The 22,571-nt window shown below is 41.7% G+C and carries 10 protein-coding genes; 6 read left to right on the plus strand and 4 right to left on the minus strand.

Features of this window, described 5'->3' with window-relative positions; translation table 11 throughout:
- The first annotated feature begins 159 nt into the window (after positions 1-159).
- The 5 genes from DW182_RS10645 (at position 160) to DW182_RS10665 (ending at position 12,240) form a co-directional block, all read left to right on the plus strand.
- Positions 160-3,381 carry a TonB-dependent receptor gene (locus DW182_RS10645; RefSeq protein ID WP_021968065.1) on the plus strand — a complete coding sequence of 1,074 codons (3,222 nt, stop codon included), beginning with the start codon at positions 160-162 and terminating at the stop codon, positions 3,379-3,381.
- Positions 3,382-3,402: 21 nt separating this feature from the next.
- Positions 3,403-5,307 (plus strand): RagB/SusD family nutrient uptake outer membrane protein, encoded by a 1,905-nt coding sequence (locus DW182_RS10650; RefSeq protein WP_007666894.1) that lies wholly within the window; start codon positions 3,403-3,405, stop codon positions 5,305-5,307.
- A gap of 19 nt (positions 5,308-5,326) precedes the next feature.
- On the plus strand, positions 5,327-6,970 hold the full coding sequence (locus DW182_RS10655) for a DUF5123 domain-containing protein (RefSeq protein ID WP_118295533.1): 1,644 nt from the start codon (positions 5,327-5,329) through the stop codon (positions 6,968-6,970).
- Between the two features lie 254 nt (positions 6,971-7,224).
- Complete coding sequence (locus DW182_RS10660) at positions 7,225-10,443, plus strand: TonB-dependent receptor (protein WP_118295499.1); 3,219 nt, start codon at positions 7,225-7,227, stop codon at positions 10,441-10,443.
- A gap of 21 nt (positions 10,444-10,464) precedes the next feature.
- A complete protein-coding gene (locus DW182_RS10665; RefSeq protein ID WP_118295500.1) occupies positions 10,465-12,240 on the plus strand; it encodes a RagB/SusD family nutrient uptake outer membrane protein in 1,776 nt (591 codons plus the stop codon).
- Between the two features lie 121 nt (positions 12,241-12,361).
- Here DW182_RS10665 and DW182_RS10670 read toward each other — a convergent pair whose 3' ends face one another.
- A complete protein-coding gene (locus DW182_RS10670; RefSeq protein WP_118295534.1) occupies positions 12,362-16,801 on the minus strand; it encodes a two-component regulator propeller domain-containing protein in 4,440 nt (1,479 codons plus the stop codon).
- An 85-nt stretch (positions 16,802-16,886) separates the two neighbouring features.
- On the opposite strand from DW182_RS10670, the gene DW182_RS10675 reads away from it, so the two are divergent.
- A complete protein-coding gene (locus DW182_RS10675; RefSeq protein ID WP_115502654.1) occupies positions 16,887-18,041 on the plus strand; it encodes a dienelactone hydrolase family protein in 1,155 nt (384 codons plus the stop codon).
- A 61-nt stretch (positions 18,042-18,102) separates the two neighbouring features.
- Here the strand turns inward: DW182_RS10675 and DW182_RS10680 are convergent, their stop codons facing one another.
- The 3 genes from DW182_RS10680 to DW182_RS10690 form a co-directional block, all read right to left on the minus strand.
- Positions 18,103-19,245, minus strand: coding sequence for a dienelactone hydrolase family protein (locus tag DW182_RS10680; protein ID WP_118295501.1), 1,143 nt, complete (start codon positions 19,243-19,245; stop codon positions 18,103-18,105).
- Between the two features lie 9 nt (positions 19,246-19,254).
- Positions 19,255-20,571, minus strand: coding sequence for an acetylxylan esterase (locus tag DW182_RS10685; RefSeq protein WP_118295502.1), 1,317 nt, complete (start codon positions 20,569-20,571; stop codon positions 19,255-19,257).
- Between the two features lie 148 nt (positions 20,572-20,719).
- The gene (locus DW182_RS10690; protein ID WP_118295503.1) at positions 20,720-22,486 is read right to left on the minus strand and encodes a pectinesterase family protein; all 1,767 of its coding nucleotides are present in this window, start codon (positions 22,484-22,486) and stop codon (positions 20,720-20,722) included.
- Positions 22,487-22,571 lie beyond the last annotated feature (85 nt).

Consider the following 22,571-nt stretch of genomic DNA (forward strand, 5'->3'; position numbering starts at 1 on the left):
CACAAAAGCATATTAGACAGCAAATAACAAAAAATACTACCCTAAAAACAGATATTACACATTTATCTTTTTACATCCATATACATTTGCAGCAAAGAATTAACAGTGTGCACGAACACACTAACAAAAAAATCATACTAAATTAATAACATGCAAAGAATGTCTAACAAGATGAAAAACATGCGCGCCGCGTTACTATTCTTTTTAGTAGCCGTGATATCGCTTAGCGTATCAGCGCAAAATGTAGCCGTAACAGGTACTGTGACAGACAAGACGGGAGAAACCGTTATCGGTGCTTCCGTAGTAGAGAAAGGAAATGCCGGTAATGGTACTATTACCGATATTGATGGTAATTTTTCCCTTAATGTTCCCGCCAATGCCACATTAGTATTTTCTTATGTGGGAATGAAATCTCAGGAAATAGCCTTAAAAGGTAAAACTAAAGTTGACATTGTTATGGAAGATGATGCACAAGCTTTGGAAGAGGTTGTGGTTATCGGCTATGGTACAGTACAAAAGAAAGACTTGACCGGATCGGTCGCCTCTGTCAGTGCCAAACAATTGGAATCTATACCTGTATCAAGCGCATCAGAAGCATTACAAGGTAAGATGGCCGGTGTTCAGATTACAACAACTGAAGGTTCACCTGATGCAGATATCAAAATCCGTGTACGCGGTGGTGGTTCTCTTTCACAAGATAACTCGCCTCTTTATATCGTAGATGGTTTTCCGGTATCCAGTATCAGTGATATTGCTCCCACAGATATCCAATCTGTAGACGTACTAAAAGATGCTTCTTCCACAGCAATCTACGGTGCACGTGGTGCCAACGGTGTTATTATTATAACTACTAAATCCGGTGCAGAAGGAAAAACACAAGTTAACTTCGGTGCATCTTATGGCTTCCGCAACGTAATCAAACAAGTAGGTGTATTGGATCCGTATGAATTCAGCCTTTATCAATACGAATTGGATCAGTCAGGTACATCTTACGGTGCATATAAAGATCTGGAAATCTACAAATCCAAAGAAGGTTCAAATTGGCAAGATCAATTATTTGGTCGTACAGGTAATCAACAGCAATACAACATCAGCGTAAGCGGCGGTACTAAATCTACCAAATTCAACATCAGCTACGCACGTAATGATGAAAAGAGTATCATGAGAGGCTCCGGATACTCCAAAAACAACATCAATGCTAAAATCAATACGGAAATCAACAAATGGTTAAGCCTTGATTTCAATGCCCGTCTGATACAACAGAAAATAGACGGTCTGAGCGGGGGTGCCGATAATGAAAGCAGTAAAGCATACTCATTAGTAGCCCGTGCCATCACTCATGCACCGGTAAAGGCATTAAATGAAGATTCCGAGGATGATGAAAACAGTACGAATGCGCGTTACACCCCATTGGAGCGCGTAGATGCAACCTATAAACAGCAAAGAAGATTCCGTCAGGACTACAACGTAGGTATAAACTGGGAACCGTTGAAAGGATTAAAGTTCAGAAGTGAATTCGGATATGGCTGGAAATTTGATGATACAGACCAAGTATGGGGATATAAAGCGACAGCAAACTCCAAATTCGGTCATGGTGGTCTTCCACAAGCATATCTGACAAATTCAGACAATAAAAACTGGAGAAATGCCAATACATTGACATACGAAAACAAGAAGTTATTTAATGGACGTGACCGGCTCAATGTCATGATCGGACATGAAGTCTCTACTTCTCAGGATACAAAAAAATATGTAACCTCCGTAGATTTCAGTAAAGATGCAACAACTAAAGAAATTCTTGCTGCTCTCGGTAACGGAACAGCGCTCCCTACCAGCACTTATATTGGCATTAAAGATAACTTGCTTTCATTCTTCGGACGTGCCAACTACACACTGATGGATAAATATTTGTTCACATTCACAATGCGTGCCGATGGTTCCAGTAAATTTGCCAAAGGCAGCCAATGGGGCTATTTCCCCTCAGGAGCTATCGCATGGCGCATCTACGATGAGGCTTTCATGAATAATGCCAAAGAATGGTTATCCAATCTGAAGGTTCGCGTAAGTTATGGTACAGCAGGTAACAATCGTATCCCAAGTGGTTCTATGTACACCACTTATTCGGTTGCCGGAACTTCCGAAAAAGGTATCTATTTTGATGAAACAACAGCAGTCGTATTGAAACACGGTAATGTACTCTCCAATCCCGGATTAAAGTGGGAAACAACCGTCTCACGCAATGCTGGTATTGACTTTGGCTTCTTCAATAATCGCCTGTCCGGTGCTATTGATGTATATTGGAATACAACGAAAGACTTGTTGATGAAAACGACTATTGCTTCCAGTTCCGGTTATTCTTACCAATACAAGAACATGGGTCAGACATCTAACAAAGGTGTAGAACTCCAATTGGATGCTGTATTAGTGGATGCCAAAGATTTCGGCTTGAATTTCAATTTCAACATCTCATACAACCGCGGCAAGATTGACAAATTAAATGGCAGTTCATTCTGGCAAAGCAGTAGCTGGGCAGGAACAGCCGCAGCAGGTATCGAGGACTTCTTAGTGGAAGAAGGCGGACGTTTAGGCGAAGTATACGGTTACAAGACAGATGGTTTCTATACCGCTGATGATTTTACCTTCGACGCAGAAAAAGGAACCTACGCCCTGAAAGCAGGAGTTAACGACTGTAGCTCTCTTATTGGTGGCAAAGTATATCCCGGTTCCATTAAGCTGAAAGCGAATGAGGATGGTGAATATAAGAAAGAACGTTTAGGAAATACCGTACCTACCGTATCCGGAGGTTTTGGTCTGAATGCCCGTTGGAAAGGTTTTGACTTTACAGCTTTCTTTAACTACTCACTCGGAAACAAGATTGTGAATGCAACCAAACTGGGATCAAGTTTTTATAGTGGTTCATCCAAGAACTGGAATATCAATGATCATTTTACTTCAGCCAATCGCTATTCCTGGATTGATCCTTCAACAGGTACCAACTTGCTGAGCAGCGCTTCTATCAAAGCAAATGGTGAAGCATGGACTATCAACCGTCTGAACGAAGTAAATACAGGATCAAGCATTTGGAATCCTGCTGCCGCTACGGTTATGCCACTCGTTGACTGGGCTGTAGAAGATGGTTCTTTCCTGCGCGTCAATAACATTACAATCGGTTATACATTACCTAAACTGTTTGTAAGCAAACTGAATATACAAAATATCCGTATTTATGTTACAGGATACAATCTACATTGCTTTACCAAGTACTCAGGCACCGATCCTGAAGTAGATTGTTGTACAAGCACCCCTATGACCCCAGGTATCGATTATGCTGCATATCCTAAGAGCCGTTCATTCGTAGGAGGTATCAATGTTACATTCTAATTTTAAAGACAGAGAAGAATTATGAAAAAAATATTTAAATCATTTGCAATAGTAGGAATAGGTGCGATAATTCTCACTTCTTGTTCCGACTTCCTAGATCAAACCTCTCCTTCTGAAATGACCGGAGATGCTGTATTCAATTCAACCACCTACACCCAACAAGCCTTAAATAAGGTATATGCCGGTCTCACCAAAGATGAAACCTATGTACAGTCAGTACCTATCCATTTCGGAATGAACTCAGATATCGAATTGGTAGACGGATTGGGTGCAACCAACTCTAATTCTAATAATGAACGAGGTACATGCAACTACAATCCGCAGTTGAGTTGGTCAAAACTCAATAATAACTGGAAAGGTATGTACGAAGCTATTGAAAATGCCAACATTGTAGTTGAAGGTATTGAAGGTAGTGCACTGATTGCCGAAGGCAATGCTTCCAGAAGCAAGATGTTGATGTTCAAAGGAGAAGCACTGACATTGCGTGCCATGCTTTATCTGGATTTAATCCGTACTTACGGAGATGTACCTATGAAGTTTGAAACCACCAATACCGACGGCTCTAACATCTATTTAGGCAAAACAGACCGTGATGTTATCATGGAACGCCTAATTACGGATCTGGAAGAAGCAATCGGATATCTGCCTTGGGCAGGAACTTCCGGCTATACTACAGAGAAAATGACTAAAGGATTTGCCCATGGCTTGTTAGCCCGCATTGCCATGACATACGCCGGATATTCTATCCGCGAAAGTTCTAAATCCGGTTATGAAAATATGCCTGATTGCGATGCAACTTATCCAACACAACGTCCGGGCACAGAAAAACGTAGAGAGCTCTATACTCTTGCTGTGAAACACTTAGATGCCATTATTGCCAGCGGTTATCACAAGCTTAACCCTTCTTATGAAAACGAATGGTATCTACTGAACCAGCTAACTTTAGATCAGACTTATCAGGAGAATTTATATGAAGTAGCACATGGCGTAAGTTTCTCCGGAGAAATGGGATATACCATCGGTGTCCGCATCAACGGAAAAACAACTTACTACGGAGCAAAAGGTAACTCAAGTGGTAAAGTAAAAGTTACAGCTCCCTTCTTCTGGAGCTTTAATAAAAATGACCAACGCCGTGATTTAACTTTTGCCAATTTCGATATCAGAGAAGGAGATAATGGCAATACTATTGAAACAATGCAGGGAAATTCTCCATTTGGTATATACTTAGCAAAATGGGATCCCCGCAAGATGACAGACAAATGGCTGAATGCAGCAAGAGCATCCGCTGACAAAGTAGCTACAGGTATCAACAATGTTATCATGAGATATTCTGACGTATTATTACTATATGCAGAAGCACTGAATGAGCTTCAAGGTGCTGATGCTGTTGGACCTACATGTGGCTTAAGCGCAAGAAAAGCTTTTGAAGAAGTACGCAGCCGCGCATTTGCCGAAACACACAAAGCTGAAGCAATCAGCTATGTCAATAGTTTAAGTAGTGGTGATGAATTTTTCAATGCACTCGTTGACGAACGTGCCTGGGAATTTGCAGGTGAAGCTATCCGTAAATGGGACTTGATACGTTGGGGATTACTCTCACAAAAAATAGAAGAGGCTAAAGCTGCTTATAAAGAACTCATCAAGGTAGCCCCTAAAAAGTTATACTATAAAATGAAAGCTGACAAACCGGGAGAAATTGATCCCGAAAGTATCTGCTGGTACGAAGAGCCACAAGTCACTACTGACTATAAAAGCGTAAACTTCTGGGGCTCTGAGAACGAAGAAACCGGTAGCAATGTTGTGGATAATCTGCCATACATCAGTGCAGGTTTGAACACTCCGGTTATCAACAGACACGTATTCCCGATCGGAGCCACTACAATATCCGACTCTAATGGAACGTTACAGAACTCTTATGGATTCTAACATCATAAAAACAACGGTTATGAAAGCAAATAAACTAAAATATATAGCCTTATCAGGAGCACTTATGCTCCTGACAGCATTCGCCACTATATCTTGTGACGATGCAAACGACTGGACTACTGATTCATCTTATAACAGACTGTTCAGTGTACCCAAAATGAGTGTATCAGCTAATGCTACAGATGCTGAACTCACATGGTCTACCACTCCAGGAACTGAATATTATATTATTGAAATCAGTTTGGATAGTTTATACGATGATGTAGCTATGGGAAGTGGCAAAGGATCAATTATATACGGCGAAGACAAATCTATCACTAAATCTCCCTACACTTTGGAAGGTTTATACAGTGACAGCAAGTATTTTATTCGTATGAAGGCATTTTCTTCCAATACTCCGGAATCTAAATGGGGATATATGAGCGATTTCTCATTCAAGACTCGTACCGAGCAAATCTTTGAGAAATTCTCAGTTAGCCATGACAAGATAACGCTATACTGGCCTGCAAATTCCACTGCTGACCACATCGAAATTATAGACACTAACGGAACTGTAGTAAAGAGTATTACTTTGACTTCTGCTAATCTGGAAGATGGCACCATTGTTATAGATGGTCTGACCCCTCTTACATCTTATACTGCAATTCTTTATAATAAGGAATCAAAACGCGGTGTCATAGATTTTACAACAACAGCCAAAGTACCTGATGCTGACCATACAGCTTTCTTGCAAGCAGGTGATTCCCTGAACAATGACCTGTTCACTACAATGGCTGAAGCAGGCTACCAGACTGTAAACATTGCATTGCCTGCCGGAAGTTCTTATTACAACGAAAACAATATAAATATCCCTGACGGCATGTCTGTAACATTCTTCGGTTTACCAGGAGAAACACAAGCCATCATTGGTGTCAAGGGTATTGATATTGCAGGAACTCACAGCTTCATCAAATTTGAGAATGTAGAAATTACAGGTTCCGGTAAAAAAGCAGACGGTAATAATACAACCAATGATTATCTCTTCAACCAGTCAAAAGCTGCTACTGTTGGGGCTATTGAATTCAGCAATAGTTTCATCCATGGCTTCAAAAACACTCCAGTAAGATTGCAGGGGTCTGATGAGAAAATTATCAATCTCGTAAAATTTGAAAACTGTATAGTATATGGAGCAGATGCAAGAACTTACAGTCTTATACATGTAGATGCAAGTAAAGGCAAAGGAAAGATTGAAAATATCGAATTCAGTAAAACAACCATTGTCTATAGCGGAAAATGTTTAGTGTACAGTAGAAACACAGACTTTACGTCCTTAATATTGTCTGATTGTACATTCAGTAAACTTTTAGGTAGCGGTGACTATCTATTGGATTGTGACAAAAATGGTAACGGTCCGTCACAGGGAGTAACAATCACCAATTGTATCTTTGGTAGTACACTGGCTGAAGGCAAGGGAATTCGTGCTAATGATAAACCTGTAGAAGTTACCAATAGTTATATTACGAATGACATGAAAATCACAGGTAACAAAATAAACGACTTGATTACTTATGACGGTGGTGAGACTGACCTTTTCAAAGATCCCAGTCAATATGACTTTACCATTATCGATGGAAGTTTTGCAGGTAAAACAAACTGTGGTGACCCAAAATGGTACATGAAATAATAATACCTTCGCAAACAGAATATCAGAATTAAATTTAAATAAAGAGGCTATCCCAAAATAAAATTTGAGATAGCCTCTTTTATCATCTTTTCCCCTATTTATAGCCTTCAAATCTACAAAAAACACAATATTTCCCATAAAACAACAAATTTTTACCCATGCTTAATTTTGTTAACCTATACTTTTGTGTTCGATAACGGAAAGATAAGGCACATTGTTGACCTCATTTTTTAATAACTATAAAAAACATCATTATGGATTTAAAAAGACTTGCCAAAAGGGCATTAGCTACTCTATCATTGAGTATGTTGTGTTTAGTCGCTCTTGCACAAGGTCGCCAAGTTACAGGTACTATTATAGATAGTACAGGCGAACCCGTGATAGGCGCAAATGTATTGGAAGTTGGTACTACCAACGGAGTAATAACTGACATTGACGGTAATTTCCGCCTGATGGTGCAGCCCAATGCAAAACTCCAAATTTCTTTTATCGGTTATATTACACAAGTCATTACGGTAGGTAACCAAAACAACATTAAAGTAACTTTAAAAGATGATGCACAGGCACTCGACGAGGTGGTTGTTGTAGGTTACGGTTCTATGAAGAAAAATGACGTGACAGGTTCTTTATCTTCAGTATCTGCTGATAAATTGGCTGCACGCGGTGCTCTCCGTATAGAAGATGCATTGCAAGGCTCAGTACCAGGTGTCAACATTACTCAGTCAAACAGCCGTGCTAACGGTAGTTTCAATATTCAAATCCGTGGTCAAGCCTCCATCAATAATACAAGCGGTCCGCTTTATGTAGTAGATGGCATGGTCGTATCTTCTATTGACTTCCTGAATCCCGAAGACATTGAACGTATTGACGTTCTGAAAGATGCTTCTTCTACAGCAATTTATGGTTCACGCGCCTCAGAAGGAGTAGTTATTATTTCTACAAAAGGAACCGGAGCAGGACAAAATAAGGCCCAACCAGTGGAAATTACTTATGACGGCTACTACGGCATCCGTAAAGTAGCACGCATGCCGGATTTCATGGATGCAACTGAATGGATGAACTATCGTTTTGCACGCTACACAACGGGAAGTTCCGACGAAACAGGACGTGGTGCATACAAGATTACTGATAGCGACCTGCAATCCGTATTTCAAAATGGTACTGAATGGAAAGATTCTCCTTTATATAATAGCTGGCTGAACAATGAAGGCTATGATTGGGCGGACATGGTACTGCGAACGGCATCTCAACAAAACCACTTTATCAGTGCAAGCGGTGCAACTGAAAAAACAAATTATCGTTTAGGTATCGGTTATCAAGGTGAAGAAAATGTATTTAAAAAGAATGATTATAATCGTATTAATATCAAAGGATCATTCGACAGCAAACTGTCAAAGGTTGTAGAGGCAGGTATAGCTGTCAACTTAGTGCACGATGTGCAGAACGACTGGATTACCGATACTTCGAATGCTTATTCTCCTTACAACAACGCATTCTGGTTTGCTCCGGTGGTTTCACCGTGGGATGAAGACGGTAATTTGCTGGCTATCCCGGCAAAAGTAGGCAATATGTCCTTAACTTCTACACCTTCTCCGTTGGTAGACTTCGAACTTGACGCTTACGAGAATGAAACTCGTAAATTCCACGTCTTCGGTAACGTTTATATGCGTTTTAACATTATGGATGGTTTGAAATTCACAACCACCCTATCCCCTAATTATTATCATGGCCGTCAAGGTATCTTTATGGGTACCGGCGTTTCCGAAAAGTATCCTTTGGGAACAGCTTATTATCAGAACCAGAAACACAATCAGGCTTCCGTAATCAATACAGAACGCTTAGACTGGACATGGGACAACCAAATTGACTTCAGCAAAACATGGGGACAACATAGATTAAATGCAATGGGATTATTCTCCATGTATGCCAGCAATAGGGAAACCTATACTCAGACTGTAACTGATATTTCAGATGATAAACTCTCATACCATTCCATGGAGAAAGGTTCGGGTACGAAAACTATTAAATCCACTTATACAGAATCCTCTTTGGTGTCTGTAGCTGCCCGTTTAAACTATGCCTACAAAGAACGCTACATGGCTACCGTTACCATGCGTACCGATGGTTCTTCACGCTTTGCCAAAGACAATCGTTGGGGATGGTTCCCCTCTGCTGCTGTAGCATGGCGCGCTTCGGAAGAAGATTTCCTGAAAGACGTAGAATGGCTGGACAACTTGAAACTGCGTGTATCTTACGGTATCACGGGTAACAACAATGTGGGTGACTATGCTACTGCATCTTCTGCTTCAGGTCCTAATTATTCCGTTATTGGCGGACAGGAATATCAAGGCTATTATGCCAACGGGTTAATTGACAGAAACCTAATTTGGGAAAAGATTAAAGAATTCAATTTCGGTGTTGACTTCTCTGTTCTTCAAAATCGCATTAACTTAACTGCAGATACTTATCGCCGTTTATCCGACGGACAAATCATGAAGGCCACTGTTCCTTTGGAAACAGGTGAAGGTTCTATTACAACCAACATTGGTGCTGTACGTAATACCGGTATCGAATTAGGATTGAATCTTGGAGTTATCCGTAACAAAAATTTCACATGGGACGTAAATCTTGCATTCGCTCGTAACTGGAGTAAAATTACCGAGCTTCCTAATGGAGACGATGTCAGCAACAATTGGTTCATCGGCGAACGTCTGAACGTTTTGCGCGATTACACAAGTGCTGGAATCATCACTACCGATGGTATCACCATGCGCACAAAAGATGGAGACCGTCATTATACCCTTCAAGAAGTATACGATACCTTTGGTCCTGGCGGACAAGGATTAAAATGGTATGAAGGTCAGATGGCTGTAAACGATTGGAATAATGACGGCAAGATTAATGATGAAGATAAACAAATCTTCGGCTGTACAGATCCTAAGTGGACAGGTAGTTTAAGCTCTACTATGACTTACAAGGGATTCGACTTCTCCTTTATGCTCTACACGAAACAAGGACAATGGTCACGCAGTTATTTCCACGAACAATATATGAACTATGGTGATCGCGGACGTCAAAAAGTGAATTTTGATTATTACATCCCTGCAGGAACCCCTGTTCTGGACAAAAACACAGGAGATGTAACCTATCTGTCAGAAGCACACATAGGCAAATATCCTTATCCAAACAATACAGAAAAAACAGGAGGCGGTTACTTCAGCAGCAGTAGTGCAGCAGTGCGTTATCACAAAACATCCTTTGTGAAAGTGAAAAATATCACATTAGGTTACACTTTCCCGAAAGCATGGCTAAGCAAAATTGCCGTAAAACATCTGCGCCTCTATGTAAATGTAATCAATCCTTTCTGTTTCACCGACTATGAAGGTTTCGATCCTGAATGGGCCAGCGCAAACCTGACAAACGGCGGACCTGCGTCTGTTACTTACCAGATTGGTGCGAACATTAAATTCTAACAATATAAATTTATAAGAGCTATGAAGATTTATAAAAAATTACTATATGCAATGTTCATGATTGGTTCCATGACATTGACTGGTTGCGATGACTTTCTCACACCGGATAATAAGAGTTCTGTGACGGATACCGACTATTTCAGTACAGCGTCAGGGTTCCAATCTCTCGTTTATGATGCATACGCCCAACTGATTGATATATATAACAGTGCAGATGCACCGGTATATTTCAATGCCGGTACCGACCTCTATCAAGATGGACGTAATGATATTGATGCCGCACTTCACCGTTGGTCAAACTTTACACCAGAACATGGTAAGGTTAAGACTTTTTATACCGATTGTTATGATGGTATCCGTTCTTGCCTTTCCATCCAATACTATGCACCGGCAGCGAACGTCAGCGATGCTGTAAAGCAAAAAGCCATTGACGAAGGTCGCTTTGTACAGGCCTTGTTCTATTATCTGTTGGTTAATAATTATGGTGGTGTACCGTTAGTCACAGAGTATGCCAGCACAGCTATCAAAGGTTATCCGCGTGCAACAGCTGAACAAGTATATACTTATATTATAGATGAGTTGAAAAGTATCATTTCCAACAACAGACTGACAAGTTCCAGTGCTACAAAAGGCGGGGGTGAAGCCAGTATTGAAGCTGCTAAAGCATTGCTGGCAAAGACTTATCTTTCTGCTGCATGGGATTTAAATAACCAATCTTACTTCACCGAAGCTGCCAAATATGCCGACGAGGTTATCAATGGGCGCTCATTAACTACTGAATTTGCCGATTTATGGGCAGCCGACAGTTCAGGTGACGATGATGCCGAATTTATCTTCGACATAGAATACGATTATAACAGTACCCACGATCAAAATGCAGGTAACCGCTGGCAATCATTCTACTCCAATTACTACGGTGGTGCCGAAGAAGGAATGAAGAATGGTTCCTCACTATGCATTCCCCTCATGCATACACTGAGATGTTTTGAAAAAGGTGATAAACGCTATGATGCAACTTTCCTGAAAACATTATTAGTGAAAAAGGCATGGGATCCAGCTCAAGGATTTAAAGAAAACGGATCACCATTGGGAGACTACTTCTCTTTTTATAGTAACGGAAATACCGCACAAGGAAAAATGGTTGGTGTATATTATCCTGCATATTGGGAATGTGACGCAGCATCAGTTGCCGCATGGCGTGCCAAAGATCCGGCAAACCGTGCCGAAACATTCATTATTCCGCAAAATGAAATGACAGCCCAAATGGAACCCATGTCAACCTATATGGAAGATCTCAAAGAATATCCCAACGGTATCATTACAAAGTATGACTTTGAAGAATCACAAAAGAAGAGTTGGGCAGTGCATCCTTGCCGCAAGTTCGACGACAGTAAGACTGCACAATACAGTGCCGGAAGAAGTTTCCGTGACCTACATGTCATTACATTGCCGGAAATCTTCTTTGTTGCCGCTGAAGCTTATTTCAAGGCAGGCAATGATGGAACAGCCCTCAAACGCTTGAATACTGTACGCAAACGTGCAGGTCTTGCTGACGCAACAAGTATTGATATTGATGTTATTCTGAAAGAATCAGCTTGTGAAATGTACGGAAACGGTTATCGCCGTATGGATCTCCGCCGCACCGGCAAACTTATTGAATATAATAACCTACATAATCCCCATTTGAAGGGCAACGCAGCATCAATCATCGGTCAAAAAACATTATGGCCTATCCCACAAGCAGCTATTGATGCAAATGACTATTTGACTTCCGACGATCAAAATCCGGGATATTAAATAAGTAAATGAGATTCTCATAGATTATCCATACAAAGAAACGAGTCTATGAGTAAGATCGGGAGATTTTAAAGTAGACATTCTTTGCAAGGAAGAGGGGGCTTTACGCCCTCTCTGTTGTTTATTTTTTCCCCTTATCTCTATACTCAGTAGGTGTCATTCCCATCTTCTGTTTAAAGCACTTACTGAAATAACGCGGATCATTAATGCCCACCATATAAGCAATCTGAGTCATGGAATACTCTCCCGTCTCAATAAGCTGGACAGCGCGTTTAATACGCATTTCTTTGATAAACTCAATAGGAGCCAATCCGGTTAGTGTCTTCAGCTTTTTGAAGAATACAGAACGGCTGACAGCCAACTCTTGTACCAGATCATCTACCACCAATTCACCATTATCCATATTCTTTTCCATCAGATCTACCAGTTTATCCATAAACTTACGGTCGTTAGGAGACATTTCAGGGCCTTTTTCTTCCACTGTTTCTTCTTCGGAAGTAGTAGCAAGAGTTCCAGTCATTAAGTTATTGCGATAGATGCCCTGCAGCTTCTGACGTTGAGTCAGCAGATTCTTTACACGCGCTTTCAGATAAGTGGCACTGAACGGTTTGGTTATATAGTCATCAGCTCCATACTCCAAGCCTTCCAGTTTGCTCTCAATAGAAGTCTTAGCTGTCAACAATACAATAGGAATATGGCTGGTCGTCATGTCTGCACGCAATTCACGAGTCATAGCTATACCATCCTTTTCGGGCATCATCACATCACTGATGATAATATCCGGTAAGAATTTCAAGGCTTTACTCCACCCCTGCATACCATCTACCGCTTCCACAATCCTATATTCGGAAGCAAAGATACTGCGCAAGAACAGACGGAGTTCTGAATTATCTTCCACAAGCAGCATCGTCCCTTTAGCATCTGTATCTTCTCCGGCCTCATCCGGAAGAGTTTCCTCCTTCGACTCATTGGAGCTAAGTACGTCCGTCACTTGTTCTGCAACTCCCATACCCACAGTAGTATCATCCTGTAAGAATTCCACTGTTTCATCATAATGCTCTTTTCCTTTCAGAAAATCGACTTTAAAGCAACTACCCTCACCCAGTTTACTGTCAACAGTAATAACTGCCTTGTGCATCTCCACCAACTCTTTTACTAATGACAAACCAATGCCTGTGCTGGATTGATTAAACAAGTTACGGTCTACCAAATTCTCAAAACGGACAAACAAGGATTTTTTCTTATTATCCGCAATGCCTATTCCCTGATCTTCCACACCTACGGAAACCGTTTCTTCATCTTCACGCACTAAAACAGTAATCATCTTCCCGTTTGGAGTGTACTTAAAGGCATTAGAAAGCAGATTGAATACTATTTTCTCAAACTTATCAACATCCACCCACAAATATAATTCCTCCTTCTCTGTTTCAAACAGGAAGTCTATCTGATGTTCTTCGGCAACCGACTCAAAGTTTTCCATGATTTTACGGGTAAAAGCAACTACATTTATGCGTTGCACCTGCATCTTCATCTTCCGGTTCTGTATCTTCCGGAAGTCCAAGATCTGATTGATAAGCCTCAACATCCGATTTGTATTCCGTTCCACCACCTGCAATTGCTCACGTGCATCAGCCGGAAGTTTCGTATTTGCCAGAACGTATTCCACAGGCCCCGAGATCAAAGTCAACGGAGTACGCAGTTCGTGGGAGATATCAGTAAAAAAGCGCAGCTTCATATCTGTCATTTGTTGCTCTACAGATACTTCATGTTTCAGACGATAAATAGTGAACAGAATATAAACAGCCGTCACAATAATCAGTATAACGAACAGCACATACAGGAAGTAGGCAAATGGAGTTTCCCAGAAAGAAGGAAGAATCTCAATATTCAGTATGCGCGTATTTTCTGTCCACACCCCATCCCCATTAGTCGAACGAACTTTAAAAATATAGTGTCCTTTCGGTAAGTTGGTATAAGTGGCAGCACGCTGCTTACCAACAAAATTCCAGGCTTTTTCAAAACCTTCCAGAATATAAGCATACTGAATTTCAGAAGGTGCAGAATAATCAAGTGCAGCGAACTGAATTGTGAAAATATTCTCCCGATGGGATAATACCAGTTCACTCGTATCATCCAAACCTAGTTTCAGAACCGAACCTTGTCCCGGCTGCACGTCCTCATTGGCTATCAATAATTTGGATAATACAATCGGCGGTACATAGTTACTTTTACAAATAGAATCCGGATTAAAGTAAAAGATACCTGTATTAGCCCCGAAAAGTATATTCCCCGAGGCCGTATATTCCGAAGCTGCCTCACTGAAACGTACACGAAAGAAAATCTCTTGATCTGCATAGTTTTCAAACGTCTCTTCAGAAGGAATAAATTTGCTTATGCCATTCTCAGAACTCAACCACAAATTACCGTTCTTATCTTCCTGTATGGAAAGCAGCACATCCGAAGGGAGTCCATCTTGTACTGTATACGATTTGAAAGTAGCATTACCATTGCCGTCCAATGACACCAGTTTATTCAGTCCGCCACCAAAAGTTGCAATGAAAAGTTCCTGATCACGAGTCGATGCAATCCAGTGCACATCATTATTGCTCAAACTATGTTCATTATCCGGAACACGCAGAAAATGATGAAACTTCACATCTTCGGGATTCTTGAAGTCGGCATCTATCATCAGTGCACCAATGGTAGTCCCTATCCAGATATGTCCTTTATGGTCTCCTGTAATAAAACGGGCTTTGTAGCAATAGTCAATGGGATATCCTTTCAGATTATTACGGTGGTTCACAAAAATTTCCTTTCCACCCTGGTCACGTGTCATATAGTTTATTCCACCGGCAAAAGTAGCTATCCAGATACGTCCGTGGCTATCTTCATATACACAGTAAACATTGTCGTCACTCAAACTATAAATATCCTCTTCCTGATGCTGATAACGAGTCAATTTATAGTGAGATCCATCTTTTTGCTCGGCTTTCACCAGACCATCCCCTTTCGTTGCAATCCAAAGATTTTGTTTGCTATCCTGCAAAATGAAATATACATTACCACGCAATGGTGTACCACCGTGCGACACTGTACCATTTTCAGTCAAATAACCTTTATCTACACGATTCTTATCATATACTCGTAATTTTCCATCTTTCAGACCCACCCATAAATTCTGGTCCATATCTTCACAAAGGGCACGAACTTCATTACTCAAAGACTCATAATCATGTGGCATGGGAGTCATTACACGAAACTGGGATGGCCGGAAGGTCACTTTTTCCAGTCCTTTAGAATGCGTACACATCCACAAATCACCCTGCCGGTCAGAAAAAGCTGCATGAATTTTATTAGAGAAACGCCAGTCACTTCCTGACAGACTATTATAGAATGGATGTAAACTATTGCTTTTCCGATCAAAATATGAAAATCCACCCCCATAAGGATGTACCCACAATACACCATTAATATCCTCATGAATATGAAAAGCCGGACGTGATCGGTCGGTACTGGTAGGCTCCACCGGTACTTTCTCTTGTTTCAGGATCCGTGTACGCGGATTGAAGTGCACCACTGCACCCGGAATATGCTGTTCAAACCAGACCTCGGAAGCCTTATCTACATAAACCGAGTGAATAGATGCATTTGGAAAGCGGGAAGCCGGAAAATGTTCTATCGCTTTCGTCTTAGGTTGATATGAGAAAAAACCATCTTTCGCAGTAGTAAATATCAGTTCATTACCCTCCACGCTATTGATAGAAACAATACGGGAAGATGCAGGCAAATTCTGCAACTGAAATTGTCCATTTTCCTTCTGATAGCACCACACCCGTCCGTTATCCGAACCAAAATAGATTTCCGAATTATATTCCAGACAAGAGTAAAAAGCTTGTCCTCCTTTCTTTTCCCGTTCAGCAGCATCTACAAAATAAGATGTCGGAGTAGTCTGTCCCGCTGTCAACATTCCTAATCCGTTATCAGACAATATCCATTCATTACCCAAAAGGTCTTCATATACCCCAAAAACACGAGTGGCAGAGAATTGACCTGATTGAGCAGAATACCATTGTGAAGTCAAACTATAATCTTCCGGATTCGTATCTATGCGAATGGCGCCTTCTGTTTCAGTCAGCAACCAAACCGCGCCACCCGAAAGGGCTTCTATCTTCGTGACATTGACTGCACTGCCCCCTTCACCTTCAGCCGGAACACGCTCAAATGCTTCCGTACGTGGATCAAAACGATAGGCATGATTATCATAAGTCTGTAACCAAAGAAAGCCATACTTATCCTCCACCATATAATCTACACGATTATGGCTCAACACAATACAGTTATCAAGACGTGCCTTATATGTTTTAAACGAATAACCGTTGAACTTATTAATACCATCCCAGGTAGCAAACCACATATTCCCTTTGCGATCTTGCAGGATGCTCATTACTGTATTTTGAGAAAGTCCGTCTTCAGACGAATAATGGGTAAAGAAACAATCCGGTTGTGCTTTTACTGATAACACACATACCAACCCAACTATCAGATATAAGATTTTTTTCATCATAACAGGCTTATTCTATGCGGTAAAGATACGTATTTCATAGAAAAATCATGTATCTTTGTTTAGATTTTAACAACCACTGAGCATGAAACGCATTACAACCATTTTCCTAATAGTTCTCTTCGGACATCTTAGCATAATTGCACAAACTGACACCACCGCCTATGGTGTTGTAAAAAACATGCCTGTCTTCTATGAGCAACTGAAACAGCAACTTACCTTTCCAATGGCATGGGGCAATTCCCCCGTCCGTAAATTTGAGACATGGCGTACCCAGGCACGGGAAACCTTATTGGACTGTATGCAGAATTTCCCCCCTGCTCCCGCTGATTATGCCATGGAAGTAATCGCTACCGAACAACGCAATGGATATAAAGCTCAAAAAATACTATTTAATGTATCGAAATGGTGCCGCATACCCGCCTATCTGCTAATACCTGACGGTGAAGGTCCTTTCCCGGCAGTCGTTATGTTGCACGATCATGGTGCACACTTTTCCATCGGTAAAGAAAAAATGGTTCGTCCATTCGGAGTAAGTACCGAAATCATGGCAGATGCAGACGACTGGGCATCCCGTTGCTACGACGGACAATATACAGGGGACTATTTTGCCGAACACGGTTATGTAGTACTTTCCATTGATGCCTTATTCTGGGGAGATCGCGGACGGAAAGAAGGAGTGAGCTATGACGGACAACAGGCATTAGCTTCCAATTTTCTGCAAATGGGAAGTTCATGGGGAGCATTCATCCATATAGATGATGTACGAAGCGCAGAATTTCTGGCTTCACTCCCTTGTGTGAATAAGAATAAAGTAGGTTGCGTAGGCTTTTCGATGGGAGCCTATCGTTCATGGATGCTCGCTGCAATCACCGACTGCATAAAAGCCTCCGCATCCATCTGCTGGATGAACACTACTGAGTATCTGATGACACTAACCAACAATCAGAACAAAGGGGGATCAGCCTATTCCATGTTGATCCCCACCCTGCGTCGCTATCTGGACTACCCGCATACGGCAAGCATTGCGTGCCCGAAACCAACTTTATTTTTCAACGGAAGCCAAGACAAGCTATTCCCGGTAGAAGGCGTGAAAGATGCATATAACATCATGCAGACAGTTTGGCAAAGTCAGAAAGCATCCGACCGCCTGGTTACTAAAATATGGGAAGAAAAGCACTTCTTCAACAAGGAAATGCAGAAAGAGACATTGGAATTTTTCGATAAATGGCTGAAATAAACTCTCATCATTTCAGCTAATGTTTCAAGACTGATAATCCTATAATATTAAGTGATAGAAATTATAACCACTTATTTAAGAAGTCCAAAATCTTTGCCTGTACCTTCTTACCGCAGTCATGCGGCATATCCCATAATTCTGTTACTAATTTATCTCCTGCCGAACGACTCTCCCACACTTCATGCATCTCCGCAAAGGCAGCTCTGACTCCTATCGGAGGGAACAGTTTATCATGTTCTCCATTCAAAAAGAGCATAGGCTTAGGGCAAGCAATAGAAGCAATATGCGGATAATCCAAATAACGACGAATACCAGGCAACATATTAGCAAAGCCTCCTCGCTCGCGACCATATTCCCATGAAAACTGGCAATCAGTGGTGGTCATCCAACAGATTGCAGCTCCAACCTGTATTTTATCTGATAGAGCCGAAAGCATCCAAGCACGATATCCTCCCATAGAGAATCCCATACAGGCAATACGCTTGGGGTCTACCTCAGGCAGGGTAGCGAGATAGTCCGTAGTATACATATCTTCATAATTTATAAACGCACTCAAACTACGTCCTAACATCATAAAATTCCCAGCATTATCGGCATACTTACTACCATCAGCCCCTTCTTTACGCCCGCGTCCACCCCAATAAAGAGCATCAACAGAAATAACCACATAACCATGGGCAGCCAAATAATCACCGGCATATTGCCCACCATAACAGTTTGCTGCCCAAGCGTCTGCATCATCCAGCACAGCTTTATCTACTCCAAAAGGTCGAATCATTTTCTCTTTACCAATTGTGTAATGCCCACCATGGTCGTGCAGAAGTACCACAGCCGGAAATGGACCTTCACCATCAGGTATCAATACATAAGCATTCACACGAGAATACCCAGTCAGATTGAAACACAATTTCTTCGCCCGATATCCTTCACGCTGTTCTTCTGCCAATATTTCAGTTTCATACTCGGTAGTATAAGGTGGCGGGGCAAGCATAGCATCCAGCACTGTAGCACGTGCCTGCTTACGCCATTTCTTAAAATTCTTTACCGGACTATTCCCCCAAGCCATAGGATATGTCAACTCCTTTTTCAATTGATCTAAAAAGACCGGCATTTCCCGTTCTAATTCATAGGCAGGTAAATGTTGAGAAAGGGCGGTTGTCGAAACAACCAGCCCTATCATACCAAATAGCAATCCTTTTACCATAACTGTTATTTATAACAAATGTCTCAATATCCACTTCAACTGTCCGTATTCCGTCGCATCAGAAGTCCAGTGCTCATTAATCGGAGTTATCAGTGCTTCCTTGGGGCAATCCAACACATTATAAACAGCATAACTGGTAGTAGGCGGACAGGTATCATCATTATATCCCCAAGTGATATAAGTAGGAACTTTAATCATACGTGCGAAGTTCACAACATCATAATATGCCATCGTTTTCAGCTTATCCGGAGTATCCATACCCTCTACTCTGAAAAAATGAGGATAGCCACCTGCACGTCCTGCCTTATAGCCTGCCATATCACTCAATGCCGGATGATTGGCAACGCAAGCTGTTACACGGCTATCCAGTCCGGCAGTAATCAGTGCCAAAGCTCCTCCCTGGCTGCCGCCCTGGACAATTACATTTTTACCATCCCATTCGGGCAGAGAAGTCAGGAGATCGATACTGCGTACACAACCCAGATAGACACGTTTCATATAATAATTATCGTGGTTCTCCAACCCGTTATTTAAATAACCGTTCTCTCTGCCATTAAACGCATTGCTGATTTCCTTAAATTCTTCCGCACTCATCTCCGGATTCAGGCCATGTATCTCGATTTCGAAACGGATACATCCTTCTTCGGCATAATATTTATGGCGCAGAGGCTCCTTAATAGTTTTAATTCCAGCTCCCGGAGGGCAAAGTACAACCGGACAAGAACCTTTCACTGCATTCTTAGGATAGAAAAGATAACCATAAATGCACTGTCCACGGTTATTCAGCATTAATTTAATGAGATAACAATCAACCTTATCCGTACAATACTCCTCTGCAAGCTTTTTAGTATAAGTCAACGGATATTTGGCAGCTTCCGCTTTATTATTTTCCCAGAATTCTTTAAAATCTTTCGGCATCTGTGTGTAAGGTTGAATCTTTTCCGGTGAAAAGCCTACCTTCACATGATGTTTATAGCTTGTTCCATCCACAGTCGCTGTCAGACGGCAATCACGGAAACCGGGTTCTCTCATTGTCCCCACAGGTATTACCGCCTTTCCTTGCTTCAAAGTAACGGAACCGGAAGTATCCGCCGGCATCATGTCACCACCTATTTCATAAGAAACGGTTACGCCATCCTGCGGAATGCCGTATTTATAGAATTGCACCTCAACCGTAGCTTTCTCTCCGGTCTTATAAATCCAGCCAGCATGATTGGGCACGGTCACCCAAAGTACATCACTCCGGTACGGGTAGTTTTCCGCATATACAAATGACAGCGGAAAGATTAGGGCGAACAGCCATATAAACAAACTCTTTTTCATCATTATGTTTTTAGTATTATCACATTATTTTACCACACGCAAAGAACATCTTCCTACCAAGTCCGTATCAACTCCGTGTCAAGGCCGTGTCAAGTCCGTAGTTATGAACACGGAGATGGTACGGAGATGATACGGTTTTGACAAATGCCGGTCAGCGCTTTATGCTTAATAATTCATTCCCATTTTTTACCGGATTCCAACCATCCTCTCCAGTAAGTATGGAATCTATTTCATAACCTTTAAGATTCTTCAGTTGATGTGAGAAAGGTACACGTGCTTTTGGATTGGCACCTTCACCCGTACTTTCATATTCTGCATAGAATGCGGTCTTTTCCGCTTCCTTTTTACCCCAGTTATTCCAACCGGCAGGAGCAATATGCTTGCCTAAATTGCAACGAATAAATACAGCCTGCGCATACGAACGCCAGGGACGCGACAAATAAACATCCTGTACACCCTCAGCAGCCGTCAGTCGGCAATCATAAAATACATAACCATATTTCTGCCCTTGATCCGTAGAAGGTGCTGTCACATAGCCCCCACCTTTACTATGAATGTGACAACGATTGAATACAGCCGTAGACCAGCCAAAGATAAAATCGACCGTACCTTCTATATAGCAATCTTCATAGTACTGGCGACAACCTTTTCCATAGGTATAGAGCGTATCTTGGAAACCAAGGAAACGACAGTTTTTGAAAAAAGCACGATCAGCACTTACAAAACAGGCTACAGCCTGTCCTACCGGCCCCGAGGAATTCTCAAACGTAATATTCTCGGCATAAAAGTCCGGAGCATAAATATAGCAGGAAGAAGAACCGGAAGTTCCTTTTTCTCCACCAAAGCAATTCTTCTTCTGCGCATAATCATCATACGAAAGTATAGCACCCTCCTGACCTATCAAGGAAATATTAATTTTGCTTTCGGGTACTACAATTTTCTCTTTATACACACCTTTACGCACCAATATCGTAGTACGGATATTCTTGCGGAAATCGGGAACAGCATCAATGGCTTCCTGTACAGTGAAAAAGTCTCCGCTACCATCCTGTGCTACTACGAAATCATAATGACGTACATACTTAGCCAATTCCGGTACTTCCTTAGCAATGGCATCCATAGCCAGACCGGCTACAATGCGACCACCGTGTACATTCAAGTGGGTATTATCTTCACGTCCTTTAGGTATAGCGGCAACCTGATTGGCAGGTACCCACATGAACAGCTTTTTAGAGTCTACCGGTCCCATGCCTTCTACCAGGTCGTGCGTAATCTTATTCATATCCACAAATGCAACACCCAGTTCTTTCGCTACATTTCGCGGAGAGTCCAGATAGGCTCCGTGCGTATCAATCAACTTGTCACCTTCAGCAACAGCCGGCTGTTCCGAAGCTTCCCGCTTTGCATCCGGATTCACACCCTTCTGTATATCATCCTGACTAATAGCTTGAGCAACTGCATTCCCATCCGCTGCGCCGAAGTTTCGGCGCACAATGGAGTTAAACAAAACAGGGATACCTCCCTTAGCACGTGTTTCGTTTACAAAATGTTTCAGGTTTTCATCAAAAGTACTTCCCGGAGCTGTATACCGCTTTGGGTCGGACTTCTCATCATTGTGACCGAATTGGATAAATACATAATCACCTTTCTTCACTTGTGAGATTACCTTCTCCCAGCGCCCTTCATCAATAAAGCTCTTGGAACTCCGCCCGTTTACGGCATGATTATCCACACGTATTTCCTCGGAGAGATAACCGGGCAACATTTGCCCCCACCCCCGTTCCGGATTTTCACCCATCAATGACTTATTAGCCATAGTGGAGTCTCCGATCATAAAAATCGTAATCACTGGTTTGTCAGCCTTAAAAGCAGAAAGCAGAAAAAACAACCCCAGTAATAATGTCAACTTATGTTTCATAGTTCATTATATATAAATAGTATTCTTAGTTTCCGGCTGCAATATTACCTAAAAACAGAGGATTTTAAGGGTAAAAAAAGTCGCA

It is taken from the genome of Bacteroides sp. AM16-24, from assembly GCF_003471885.1.
In the GTDB taxonomy this organism is placed as follows: domain Bacteria; phylum Bacteroidota; class Bacteroidia; order Bacteroidales; family Bacteroidaceae; genus Bacteroides.

What these genes read in the sequence shown, in the direction of transcription:
- DW182_RS10675 (WP_115502654.1), top strand. Translation starts at nt 16,887, where the DNA reads ATGAAACGCATTACAACCATTTTCCTAATAGTTCTCTTCGGACATCTT.
- DW182_RS10645 (WP_021968065.1), top strand. Translation starts at nt 160, where the DNA reads ATGTCTAACAAGATGAAAAACATGCGCGCCGCGTTACTATTCTTTTTA.
- DW182_RS10665 (WP_118295500.1), top strand. Translation starts at nt 10,465, where the DNA reads ATGAAGATTTATAAAAAATTACTATATGCAATGTTCATGATTGGTTCC.
- DW182_RS10660 (WP_118295499.1), top strand. Translation starts at nt 7,225, where the DNA reads ATGGATTTAAAAAGACTTGCCAAAAGGGCATTAGCTACTCTATCATTG.
- DW182_RS10690 (WP_118295503.1), bottom strand. Translation starts at nt 22,486, where the DNA reads ATGAAACATAAGTTGACATTATTACTGGGGTTGTTTTTTCTGCTTTCT.
- DW182_RS10650 (WP_007666894.1), top strand. Translation starts at nt 3,403, where the DNA reads ATGAAAAAAATATTTAAATCATTTGCAATAGTAGGAATAGGTGCGATA.
- DW182_RS10680 (WP_118295501.1), bottom strand. Translation starts at nt 19,245, where the DNA reads ATGGTAAAAGGATTGCTATTTGGTATGATAGGGCTGGTTGTTTCGACA.
- DW182_RS10685 (WP_118295502.1), bottom strand. Translation starts at nt 20,571, where the DNA reads ATGATGAAAAAGAGTTTGTTTATATGGCTGTTCGCCCTAATCTTTCCG.
- DW182_RS10670 (WP_118295534.1), bottom strand. Translation starts at nt 16,801, where the DNA reads ATGAAAAAAATCTTATATCTGATAGTTGGGTTGGTATGTGTGTTATCA.
- DW182_RS10655 (WP_118295533.1), top strand. Translation starts at nt 5,327, where the DNA reads ATGAAAGCAAATAAACTAAAATATATAGCCTTATCAGGAGCACTTATG.